The following is an 11761-nucleotide window of genomic DNA, read 5'->3' as shown; positions in this document are numbered from 1 at the left end:
AGTGATCTTAAAAGTTTGATACAACGCTTCAAGAATATTGGTCCCGGAACCTTAGTAGCGGCCGCTTTTATTGGCCCCGGAACGGTTACAGTCTGTACTTTGGCCGGTGTTCAGTTTGGGTTCACCTTGCTATGGGCGATGGCCCTTTCAATTATCGCTACGATCGTACTCCAAGAAATGGCTGCACGCCTGGGTCTGGTATCCGGCAGCGGACTGGCCGAGAATATAAGGAAGGAAATTAAACATCCTGTTGCGAAAGGGCTTGCGATTCTACTCATGTTGTCGGCGATTTTAATTGGAAATGCTGCCTACGAAGCAGGAAACATAAGTGGAGGTGTATTGGGACTTCAAACTATTTTTGAACAATACACTTTGCTCTTTGCAGGTATGGAAGTCAACCTTCTTAGCGTAGGCATAGGTGCATTGGCATTTGTACTGCTGTATATTGGAAACTACAAGGTTATTGAACGTAGCCTCATAATTTTAGTATTGCTTATGAGCGTGTCTTTTTTAATTACTGCGGTACGTACCGTCCCCAATGTTCTTGAGATCCTGCAGGGTATTTTTATACCCAAAGTTCCGGAAGAGGGCTGGCTCACGATCATCGCTTTGGTAGGGACAACCGTTGTGCCCTACAATCTGTTTCTTCATGCGTCTTTGGTCAAGGAAAAGTGGAACGGTGTTGGGGACCTTGGCGCCGCTCGTAAGGATTTGTATGTGTCTATACTTCTAGGAGGGCTTGTCTCAATGGCCATTATCATTTCAGCAGCGGCCATACAGCAAAGTGAAGTGTCCAATGCCTCAGATCTCGCCCAAAGCCTGGCACCGTTGTTTGGTAGTTTCGCAACATACTTTTTAAGTATTGGTTTATTTGCGGCCGGGATTACTTCGGCTATTACGGCGCCGTTAGCTGCTGCATACGTGGTGAAAGGTTGTTTCGGATGGCAGGCAGGGTTGAGGAGTCTTGGATTTAGAGCGGTTTGGATGAGTGTCCTTGGTTTGGGTATTGTCTTCTCTTCCCTAGGGATCAAACCTATTGAGATCATTCAATTTGCCCAGGTAGCCAACGGTATCTTATTGCCTGTTATTGCGATCTTCTTATTATGGGTGGTCAATAGAAAGACGGTAATGGGGGCCAATCGCAATACAGTTGTACAAAATTTGCTTGGGTTTTTTATAGTGCTTACAAGCATTTTATTAGGCGTAAAGAGTTTGGCTAAAGTATTTGAAATACTATGACCCCGAATCTTATAGATATCAATGCAGACCTTGGGGAGGGCAGCGGAAAGGATGAAAGCATCATGCCTTTGATCTCTTCCTGCAGTATTGCCTGTGGCGGACATTACGGAACGGAAACAAGCATGCGCACGACAGTACAGCTCGCAAAAAAGTATAAGGTGGCTGTGGGTGCCCACCCTTCCTTTCCCGATCGTGATCATTTTGGCAGAAAATTGCTAAGTATGACCAAAAGTGAACTCATGCAAAGCATTTTCGATCAATTGATCCATTTCTATGCGGTCTGCGAGACCGAAGAAGTTCCTGTCCACCATATTAAACTACACGGTGCGCTATACAATTATGCGGCCGTGGACGCCCCAACAGCCGATGCCGTTGTGGACGCCATTGTCACGACCAAGATACGTCCAAAACTATACGTTCCCTACCGTTCTATTTTAGCTAAAAAGGCCGAAAATCTGTTACCTTTGGTGTTTGAAGCTTTTATTGACCGTAGGTATAACGATGACCTCTCACTGGTTGATCGTTCTAAGCAAGGTGCCATTATTGAACGTCCGTCACAGGCATGGCAGCAATTGTTTGAGATGTTCACGTCTCAAACTGTTACAAGTATCTCAGGAACAGTACAACCTATAGTTGCGCAAACCTATTGTATCCATAGTGACCATGCGGCAGCAGTTCCTATTTTGAGGTTTATACATGAGAAGATGCAGCAACATTCCATTCCATTGTTATGAATACGGCACCCGATATTCAACGATTTGGCATGCACGGGGTGCAGATTTCATTTCCTTCGGAAATTTCATTCGAGGTACATAGACACGTCTTGGCTTGGCAAGAAGCAGTGATCGCTGGTTTTTCTGAAAAGATCGTTGATGTCGTACCGGCGTACCATTCATTAGCTGTCTTTCTGAAAGAGCATGTCAATCTTGGCGCATTTATAGACGAGCTGAAGGATCTTTCAGTTTCTGAAACTGAAACGGCTATTTCCAGTCATTGTATCACCGTACCGGTTTGTTACGATGAAACCTTCGGTCTCGATCTGAAGGAACTTTCCGAAGCAAAAGGAATATCTATTGAACACATCATACAAAAGCACACGGCTCCAACATACCAAGTCTATTTTTTGGGGTTTCTACCCGGTTTTCCATACTTAGGTGGCCTTGATACACAGTTGTCTCATCCTCGGAAGTCAACGTCTCGCCCAAAAATAGCTAAAGGCGCAGTGGCCATTGGCGGGAGTCAGACAGGCATTTATCCTATGGCATCCCCCGGGGGTTGGAACATACTGGGCAGGACACCGCTGGAGATGTTCAATCCGCAAGCTACGTCTCCCACACTTGTCATGCCGGGAGATTATATAAAATTTCGTCGTATTTCAATGAAGGAGTTTGATGCAATTGCGTCTAAGCTTGCCATGGGGACCTACAGTGTAGAAAAGGAGGTGTATCATGGTTGAAGTACTTTCAGGAGGTATGCATACTACCATTCAGGATATGGGTCGGTTTGGGTATCGCGCTCAGGGTGTTCCGGTAAGTGGCGTAATGGACCGGTTTTCTGCCCGACTTTCAAATAAACTGCTAGGCAATGCCGAAGGAGCGGCCGTAATGGAGATCACCCACATAGGTCCCGTTCTTCGGTTCACACAACCCACGCTCATTGCGATCACCGGAGCGGGTTTTTCACCTACCTGCAACGATGTGGAAATTCCGTTGAATACCCGTGTTCTTGTAGCAGCGGATGCTGTTTTAAAATTTGGACTACCCAATTACGGCCTAAGAGCATATATGGCTGTACTTGGCGGTTTTCAAACTGAGTATATAATGGGTAGTTATAGTTTTTATGAAGGGGTCACTCAAAAGACCTCACTCACCTCCGGAGATGTGTTACCTATTCTTGCAATCCCTTTAGCAAAGGAAAAAACAACTGCTTCGGTGAAGATAGACCGAACTGTTTTCGAGAATCGGTACCTTGAGGTTCTAAAAGGAGCGGAGTTCGATCAACTTTCAAAATCCTTTCAGGAAAAGTTAGTCCGTACGTCTGCTGTGGTGTCTTCAAAAAGCAATCGAATGGCGTATCTTCTTGAAGGCTTTCAGGGTATCAAGGCTAGCGAGATCATCACAGCGCCCGTGCAACCGGGTACGGTTCAATTGATGCCTTCAGGTCATTGTGCCGTACTCATGCGGGATGCACAAACTACCGGAGGGTATGCCCGTATACTGCAACTAACGGAAGGAGCGATAAATATTTTGGCACAAAAGCGCGCCGGGGATCAAGTAGAATTCTATTTAAAGGAGTAATCAAGGAAAAACCCTGAATAGTATGGGGGTATTTTCCCCTATTCTTAAAAATGTGAAGCAACAACCAAACATTTTAACTAATTTTAGGAACAATTAACTAACAAAATAAAATCAATTATGGGAAGACCAGCCAAATGTGTTACCGTTCAAGAAGGAAAAGATCTGCAAAAGAATTACAGAGATACCAAGGGAACTTCAGACTCTTACGAAGTTGTTTACAGCCTGGAAGAACTGCAAGAATTCTTGGATTACGTTCGCGAACTTTCTTCAGAACAAAATATTGCAAAGCCGGGTATACGTATCTATTATGCAGCCTACGACCTGCCACAGCCCAACAAGGGAACGGTACTTTTGTCTGCTACCAACGGGACCGCTATGAGTGCCGATAATAATTACAATATAGACCCTCTAAACAAAGGAACAGGAGGATGGCCGCCTAAAGCCTATTAACTTGGATCTTTCTTATTTCATACAACATACGCTGCCAATTTTACTAGTCGAATTAGGAGCAGCCGTTGCTGGAACGTATTACATTCGAAAAAATGATCGATTAAAAAGCACTACCTATTTAGTGCTTTTTCTCTGGATTACATTATTAGTCGAACTGATGGGATATTATGCAGGGATAGCGCATTTTACAGAGTACAAATATTTTGCCTTTGTAAAAGGTACTTTATTTCAAAGTAATTATTGGCTTTTTAACTGTTATACCGTTTTAAGCTTTAGCTTCTTTATTTACTATTTTAGATCGTTTCTACGTGCTGCGTCTTGGCGATTGCTCTTGGCCGGTTTCCTTGTTTTCTTTATAGTTTCATCGATTTTAAGCTTTTTTATAACAGACACATTCTTTACAAGCTACTCACAATTTGTTTCACTCGTAGGTACTCTTTTGTTGGCGATTAGCATCGTATTGTTTTATTTTGAACTATTGCGAAGTGATATACTGCTTCAGCTCAAGCGTTTTTTACCATTGTATATTTCAGTGGGCGTATTAGTATTTAATTTATGCATAACACCTGTCGATATCTTTTCAGAATATTTTAAAAACAATACCTTTCTCGTGGAATTGAAAGTGTATGTTTATCTTTATGCGAACATTTTCATGTACACCAGCTTTATAATTGGTTTTATTGTATGCTCGAAAAAGAAGAGGTCTTACTAATTGGATATTTTATTGCGGTCATTTTCTTTTTGGTCCTCTTTGTCGTACTCTTTTTTATTGCGTTTCAGCGTAAGAAGAACAAATACCTGCTAGAACGTTTTGAAGCAGAAAAGAAATTTCAAACCGAACTGGTCAATGCGCAGCTCGAGATCCAGGAACAAACCTTAAAGAATATTGCATGGGAACTGCACGATAACGTTGGGCAGTTACTTTCTGTTGCAAATATACAGTTGAATATGCTCATGAATGCCGCTCCGGCCGAATTGCACGATAGGATCTTGGAAACCAAGGATGTGGTAAAGGAATCCGTCACCGAAGTCCGCTCCCTCTCCAAAAGCCTCAATAAGGATGTAATACGTAAGAACGGATTGATACAGTCCCTAGAAGTAGAGGTAGCACGCTTTAACCGTCTAAATTTTTTAAAAGCGGAACTAAAGATAACAGGTACAGCTATTGACATTAAGAGCGAGAACGAAATTATAATCTTTAGGATCTTGCAGGAATGTTTCTCAAATGTGATGAAACACGCAAAAGCTTCCAAATTATTCGTACATTTAAATTACAAAGTTGATACGTTGGAGATCATCGTTCGTGATGACGGTGCGGGCTTTAATCCCGAAACGAAAAGCGGTAATAGTGGAATGGAAACCATGAAAAGCCGCTCGGAGTTATTGGAAGCTTCGTTTTCTATAACTTCCAAACCGGGTCAAGGCACCCAATTAGTATTGCAATATCCCTATTCCCATGACAAAAAAACAACCTAACCACGTAGCTATTGTTGACGACCATGTACTGTTTGCCGGTTCACTGGAAAAATTGATCGAAACCTTTGATGGATTCGATGTACTTTATCATGCAAAGAATGGCGCCGACCTTCAGCAAAAAATAGAAAAAGGCGCTAAACTACCGGATGTCATTCTGCTCGATATCAATATGCCTGTCATGGATGGTTTTGAGACCGTGAAATGGCTTACCGAAAAACACCCCTCCATTAAAGTGCTGGCACTTTCCATGGAAGATGATGAAGCTGTAATCCTGCGCATGCTTCGAGGTGGGGCGAAAGGGTATCTGTTAAAAGATATACACCCCGATAAATTGGAAGAGGCCCTACATGAAGTAATGGAAAAAGGGTATTACCATTCCGAAAAAGTAGCCGAAACCTTACTGCACTCCCTTCGGCCCGATAATTCGTCCGAAGACTTAGCCTTAAAAGAGAATGAGATCACCTTCATGCAGCTGGCGTGCAGTGAGATGACCTATAAAGAGATCGCTGCAGTCATGAACTTAAGTCCAAAGACTATAGACGGTTACCGTCAAGAATTGTTCAATAAATTGCATATAAAGAATAGGGTAGGGCTGGTGATCTATGGTCTTAAGAACGAGATCATTTCATTGTGATCACTCACAGGCATTCCATATCGCGTCGTCCGGTGGCGGTGCCACAAAACTAACCGGTTCCTTTTGTACCGGATGCACGAAGCTGAGCTTTCTGGAGTGCAGATGGATGCTCCCGTCCTTATTACTGCGATCGAAACCGTATTTTAAATCTCCTTTAATGGGTGTGCCAATACCCGATAACTGACTGCGGATTTGGTGATGCCTACCGGTTTCCAGATCGATTTCCAACAGATAATAATTCTGAAGCGATTTTTTTACTTTGTAATGTAGCACGGCTTTTTTACTGTCCGGGACCTTCTTTTCGTGGGCATACGATTTATTCTGTTTCGGATTACGTTTTAAATAATGGATCAAAGTTCCTTGGGGTTTGGGCGGCATATCCTTAACGATCGCCCAATAGGTCTTTTCTGTTTCTCTTTCTGAAAATAGTTTGTTTAACCGCGATAAAGCTTTAGATGTTCGTGCAAATACAACGATCCCGCTAGTGGGACGGTCCAGCCGATGCACGACCCCTAAATAGACGGCTCCGGGTTTGTTATACTTATCGGCAATGTAATCCTTTACTACTTCCGAAAGCGGCATATCCCCCGTTTTATCTCCTTGCACAATATCACCGGGTCGCTTGTTAATAACAATTAAATGGTTGTCCTCATAAAGGACCTGAAGATTTTCTTTGGTGCTATGTACAGATGACTGTGTGATGCTATTCTTTTCTGAATGAATTATTCCGTACAGTTTTACGCTTCGGAAGCATGTAAAAAATTAATACTGCTCCGAATCATTTGGGAAATCACCGCGTTTCACATCGGTGCTGTATCGTTGAAAGGCCGTTGTCATTTCAGAATACAGATCCAGATACCTCCGAAGGAATCGGGGATGGAACTCATGTGTCATCCCTATCATGTCGTGTGTAACCAAAACCTGTCCGTCTACCCCATTTCCGGCACCAATGCCAATGATGGGGATGGTAAGGCTTTCGGCGACTTCTTTGGCCAGTTTTGCAGGTACCTTCTCTAAGACTACGGCAAAGCATCCGGCTTTCTCCAACAATAGGGCATCCTCCTTTAACTTTTCGGCCTCTTCCTCTTCTTTCGCCCGCACGGTGTACGTACCGAATTTGTAGATAGACTGAGGCGTTAGACCCAAATGTCCCATAACGGGAATCCCCGCGTTCAAGATGCGTTTAATAGATTCTTTTATCTCTTTTCCGCCTTCCAGTTTTACGGCATGTGCACCGCTTTCCTTCATAATTCGAATGGCAGAGCGGAGGGCCTCCTTAGGATCGCTTTGATAGCTCCCAAATGGCAGATCAACAACCACCAGACTACGCTGTATGGCACGTACTACCGAAGCTGCGTGATAGATCATTTGATCAAGCGTGATGGGAAGTGTGGTCTCGTGCCCCGCCATAACGTTGGAAGCCGAATCCCCAACCAGGATCACATCGATTCCGGCGCTGTCCACGATCTTGGCCATGGTAAAATCGTAGGCGGTGAGCATGGAGATCTTTTCTCCCTTCTTTTTCATATCCACAAGGGTCTTGGTCGTGATCCGCTTGTATTCTTTTTTGGCTACTGACATACGTTTTGTAACAAATTGAACGGTAAAAGTACTAATTTTGAGAATCAATCCTTATACAATCGATTATGAAGTTCGCGATCCTGTTTTTTTGTTCATTAGTCAGTTCTATTATGTTTTCTCAACCCACTTTTTCTGAAGCCGATGCCAAACAGGTGATCGATGTTTTCTTTGAAGGATTTCACCAAGGAGATACCTTGAAGATGCGTTCGGTCATGGCAGAGGAACTGGTGATGCAGACTGCTTTCTCCGATGCCCAAGGAAATCACAAAGTAAGCAACGGGAAAGCATCGGATCTGTTATTGGCAATCGCTAACAGACCAGAAACCCAGCAATGGGATGAGCGGTTGTTGGATTATAAGGTGCAAATCGACGGCAACCTTGCTCATGTTTGGACGCCTTATGAATTTTGGCTCAACGGGAAGTTCATTCACTGTGGGGCCAATGCTTTTACCCTCGCCAAAACCAATGAGGGGTGGAAAATACTGCATTTAATAGACTCGAGAAGAAAAACCGATTGCGGGTATTAACAGTCGCTTAAGTTAACTTGTACCGCTAAGCCGCCTTCACTGGTCTCTTTGTATTTGCTGGTCATGTCTTTGGCGGTTTCCCACATGGTGGCAATTACCTTATCCAAGGGCACTTTGGCCTGCGTAGGATCACCGTCTAAAGCCATTTCACATGCATTGATCGCTTTAATGGCGCCCATGGCATTTCGCTCTATACACGGAATTTGAACCAAACCGGCTATGGGATCACAGGTAAGTCCCAGATGATGTTCCATGGCGATCTCACTGGCCATTTGTACTTGTTCCGGCGTACCTCCCATAAGTTCGGTGAGTGCTCCGGCCGCCATGGCAGAAGAAACACCAATCTCTGCTTGACACCCACCCATGGCGGCCGAGATGGTCGCTCCTTTTTTGAAGAGACTGCCAATCACGCCGGCCACCAGCATGAATTTTCGGACATCTTCAAAATTGGCATCATGGTTCTCGATGACCATATAGTACATCATAACGGCCGGAATCACGCCGGCACTGCCGTTGGTAGGCGCTGTAACCACTCTTCCAAGGGATGCGTTCACCTCATTCACGGCCAACGCAAAGCAGGATACCCATTTCAATATTTGTCGAAACTTTACTTCCGTACCACGAATCGATTCGATCCATTCTTCCGGATTTGTGTAGGTGGCATCACCAATAAGATTTTTATGCATATCGAATGCTCGGCGTTGCACGTTGAGTCCGCCGGGAAGCTTTCCTTGGGTGTGGCAACCTACATACATAGAATCCAGCATTACCTCCCAAATGGCTTTTAGACCCTTATTGATCTCTGCCTCAGTTCGAAGCGACAATTCATTTTCGAGGACGATCTCCGATATAGATTTTCCGTGTGCTCTGCAATGCACAAGGAGATCCGCAGCTGTTTCCACCTGATGCGGGAATTGTGCAAATTTTTCCAATTTCTTTTTGGCGCGTTTCCGCTCCTTTTGCACGACAAATCCACCCCCAATAGAAAAGTAGGTTTCAGAAACTTTCTTACCGCTGCTTAAAGTGGCCCGAAAGGTCATACCATTGGGATGGAACTCCAAGAATTTTCTGTTAAATGTAATGTGTTCCTTCGGAATAAAAGGAATCTCCCGCTCACCATTGAGGATTATTTTATTTTCTGAAGCGATCTTACTTATTTCATCTTCAATGCGCTCGATAGGGAAAGTGATTGGGTCTGCCCCTGATAGCCCTAACATCACTGCGGTATCGGTAGCATGCCCTTTTCCGGTAAGGGATAAGGAGCCATAGAGATCTACTGAGACAGATGCAACCTGTTCGAAATAGCCCTTCGCCTTTAGAGCGTCGATCCATCTTCCTGCAGCCCGCCAGGGGCCAAGAGTGTGAGAACTGGAAGGGCCAACCCCTATTTTTAACATGTCAAAAACACTAATGCTTTCCATGGGATGATTTATAGAACAAATATAAGTTTCTATTTTACAAGAATACGAATCGGGGGCTTATAAAAAATTACCTTTATATTGTATCTTCCGATTAAAGTATGTGAAGAATGTGTTATGATATTAAAGCGAGCTTAGAAGCACAGTTAAACAGAGCTAGACGCCGTAACGATCTACAGGCAATAGATGAGATCATGGAGCGATTACTGCCTTTAACCGATCTGCCTATCCATCATGCCTCGGGTTTCAGTCACCCGGAAGTATTGATCTATACGGATCGTTCACCCGATTTTCCCGAAGTGGCCACGTGGGGATTGATTCCACATTGGGTAAAGGATATAGAGCAATCAAAAAAATTATGGAACAATACCTTGAATGCGCGTGGTGAAACAATTTTTGAAAAACCTTCTTTTCGTGCAGCTGCAGCCTCCAATCGCTGTGTCATCTTTGTAGACGGTTTCTATGAACATCATCACTACAGCGGTCATACGTATCCGTTCTTTATCTATCAGAACGGTGGGAAGCCTCTGCCTTTGGCAGGATTGTGGAGTGAATGGACCGATCCTGATTCCGGCGGTGTAACATTGTCTTTTTCAATCGTTACAACTTCAGGAAATTCATTGCTTAGTAGAATTCACAATAACCCTAAATTGAAAGGGTCTAGGATGCCTGTTATTCTATTGGAGGAAGAGGAAGATGAATGGTTGCAACCTATCCAGGATGAATTGGATAAAGAGCGCATTGAAAACCTCATACGAGATTACCCCGAAGGTAAGTTAAAAGCACACCCTGTGGCAAGACTACGAGGAAAGGAGTATGCAGGGAACGTAGAAGGCATCGCAGATGAAATAATATACCCAGAGCTCAAATCGCAGTTTGATTTCTAAACCCTTGGATTTCTACTGCCTTCTGTTGGCCAACAGCGGAGGTGGTTCTCCCGTAAAAGGGTTCCATCTACTAATGCTTTTCGCACCCATTCCGGAAGCTTTGATCACTGCACGATCTCCATAACGTTCCCGCATCTTGTCCATGGCTTGATACAAATTGATAATCTTTTCATTATCATCAAACAGGTCGATCTGTTGTCCTCCGGCCACCAAGTGACTAAACCGTACACCCACTAACCGAACTAACATCCTTCTTTGATATAAGTTTTTATACAACTCCATGACAACGGGAAGGATCTTATGGTCGGCAGCACTATATGGAATGTGTTTTTGCTGCGTGTAGGTCTGGAAATCGGAGTATCGAATCTTAAAAGTTATGCAAGCTGTTAGTTTGTTTGCGCGCCGTAACTGATACACGAGGTTCTCAGCCATAGCGGTAATGATGCCCTCGAGTTTCCGTATATCGGTAGTGTCTTTATCGAAGGTACGTTCGGTCGAGATGGACTTTCGTTCGGTATACTGTACTACAGGAGAATTGTCGATCCCATTTGCTTTCTTCCAAATGGTTTCCCCATTTTTCCCGAAGACACGTGCCATCATTTCCAGAGGCATTTCCTGTACAGTTTTTATTTGTTTTATCCCTAGATCGCAGAGAGAACGATAGGTTACTTCGCCCACCATGGGGATTTTACGTACAGAAAGGGGGGAGAGGAATGGTTTTTCCGTACCTCTGAGAATTTGTATTTGATTGTTAGGTTTTGCTTCACCGGTAGCGATCTTTGAAACTGTTTTATTAGAAGAAAGTCCGAACGAAATAGGTAATCCGGTCTCTTTAATAATACGGGTTCGTACTTCTGAAGCCAATTGATGACAACCAAAGAATTTATCCATACCGGTGAGATCGATATAAAATTCGTCTACCGATGTTTTCTCGTATAGAGGCACACTTTCTTTAATCACATCGGTTACCATGTTTGAAAATTTACTGTAAATACCCGAGTTGCCACGAACAATTACCGCCTCCGGACAGAGTTGTCGTGCCAATCGCATCGGCATGGCCGAATGGATACCAAAGGCTCTCGCCTCATAGCTGCAGGACGCTACTACGCCTCTATCGCTGGTACCTCCAATGAGTACTGGTTTACCGTTTAACCGGTTATCCAACAAGCGTTCACAAGACACAAAAAAAGTATCCAAGTCCATGTGAACGATATGACGATCTTGACTGTTCATTGTTCTTAAAGAAATAAGC

General features: G+C 43.9%; 13 protein-coding genes. 9 read left to right on the top strand and 4 right to left on the bottom strand.

What is annotated here, in order from left to right; all coding sequences use genetic code 11:
* Positions 1-15: 15 nt before the first annotated feature.
* From AACZ11_RS09365 to AACZ11_RS09335, 7 genes are all read left to right on the top strand, one after another.
* Entirely contained in the window at positions 16-1239 is a 1224-nt protein-coding gene (locus AACZ11_RS09365; RefSeq protein ID WP_290627480.1) for an Nramp family divalent metal transporter, read from the top strand.
* Positions 1236-1973, top strand: a complete 738-nt coding sequence (locus AACZ11_RS09360; RefSeq protein WP_290627433.1) for a LamB/YcsF family protein — start codon at positions 1236-1238, stop codon at positions 1971-1973. Before AACZ11_RS09365 ends, AACZ11_RS09360 begins: the two co-directional genes overlap by 4 nt.
* Entirely contained in the window at positions 1970-2695 is a 726-nt protein-coding gene (pxpB, locus tag AACZ11_RS09355; RefSeq protein ID WP_290627435.1) for a 5-oxoprolinase subunit PxpB, read from the top strand. The genes AACZ11_RS09360 and pxpB overlap by 4 nt, the downstream gene beginning before the upstream one ends.
* Positions 2688-3536: a biotin-dependent carboxyltransferase family protein gene (locus tag AACZ11_RS09350; RefSeq protein WP_290627437.1), complete on the top strand. Its 849-nt coding sequence runs from the start codon at positions 2688-2690 to the stop codon at positions 3534-3536. The genes pxpB and AACZ11_RS09350 overlap by 8 nt, the downstream gene beginning before the upstream one ends.
* Positions 3537-3653: 117 nt before the next feature.
* The gene (locus AACZ11_RS09345) at positions 3654-3986 is read left to right on the top strand and encodes a hypothetical protein (protein WP_290627439.1); all 333 of its coding nucleotides are present in this window, start codon (positions 3654-3656) and stop codon (positions 3984-3986) included.
* A gap of 684 nt (positions 3987-4670) precedes the next feature.
* Positions 4671-5462: an ATP-binding protein gene (locus tag AACZ11_RS09340; RefSeq protein WP_290627441.1), complete on the top strand. Its 792-nt coding sequence runs from the start codon at positions 4671-4673 to the stop codon at positions 5460-5462.
* Positions 5443-6096 (top strand): response regulator transcription factor, encoded by a 654-nt coding sequence (locus AACZ11_RS09335; RefSeq protein WP_290627443.1) that lies wholly within the window; start codon positions 5443-5445, stop codon positions 6094-6096. The genes AACZ11_RS09340 and AACZ11_RS09335 overlap by 20 nt, the downstream gene beginning before the upstream one ends.
* Here AACZ11_RS09335 and AACZ11_RS09330 read toward each other — a convergent pair whose 3' ends face one another.
* Together AACZ11_RS09330 and panB are read right to left on the bottom strand one after the other, a co-directional pair.
* A complete protein-coding gene (locus AACZ11_RS09330; protein WP_290627482.1) occupies positions 6097-6798 on the bottom strand; it encodes an RNA pseudouridine synthase in 702 nt (233 codons plus the stop codon).
* 60 nt (positions 6799-6858) lie between these two features.
* On the bottom strand, positions 6859-7677 hold the full coding sequence (gene panB / locus AACZ11_RS09325; protein ID WP_339832248.1) for a 3-methyl-2-oxobutanoate hydroxymethyltransferase: 819 nt from the start codon (positions 7675-7677) through the stop codon (positions 6859-6861).
* Positions 7678-7787: 110 nt separating this feature from the next.
* Here panB and AACZ11_RS09320 point away from each other — a divergent pair, with 110 nt between their 5' ends.
* Positions 7788-8204 (top strand): nuclear transport factor 2 family protein, encoded by a 417-nt coding sequence (locus AACZ11_RS09320; RefSeq protein WP_290627447.1) that lies wholly within the window; start codon positions 7788-7790, stop codon positions 8202-8204.
* Here the strand turns inward: AACZ11_RS09320 and AACZ11_RS09315 are convergent.
* Positions 8201-9625, bottom strand: a complete 1425-nt coding sequence (locus AACZ11_RS09315; protein WP_290627449.1) for an L-serine ammonia-lyase — start codon at positions 9623-9625, stop codon at positions 8201-8203. The two genes, AACZ11_RS09320 and AACZ11_RS09315, sit on opposite strands and share 4 nt — an antisense overlap.
* 107 nt (positions 9626-9732) lie before the next feature.
* Here AACZ11_RS09315 and AACZ11_RS09310 point away from each other — a divergent pair, with 107 nt between their 5' ends.
* Entirely contained in the window at positions 9733-10509 is a 777-nt protein-coding gene (locus AACZ11_RS09310) for an SOS response-associated peptidase (RefSeq protein ID WP_290627451.1), read from the top strand.
* A gap of 12 nt (positions 10510-10521) precedes the next feature.
* Here the strand turns inward: AACZ11_RS09310 and dinB are convergent, their stop codons facing one another.
* Entirely contained in the window at positions 10522-11742 is a 1221-nt protein-coding gene (dinB, locus tag AACZ11_RS09305) for a DNA polymerase IV (protein ID WP_290627453.1), read from the bottom strand.
* Positions 11743-11761: the final 19 nt, after the last annotated feature.

It is taken from the genome of uncultured Altibacter sp., assembly GCF_963972995.1.
In the GTDB taxonomy this organism is placed as follows: domain Bacteria; phylum Bacteroidota; class Bacteroidia; order Flavobacteriales; family Flavobacteriaceae; genus Altibacter.
Note: the sequence above shows the minus strand (reverse complement) of the source record. Positions and strands in the feature narration are given on the sequence as shown.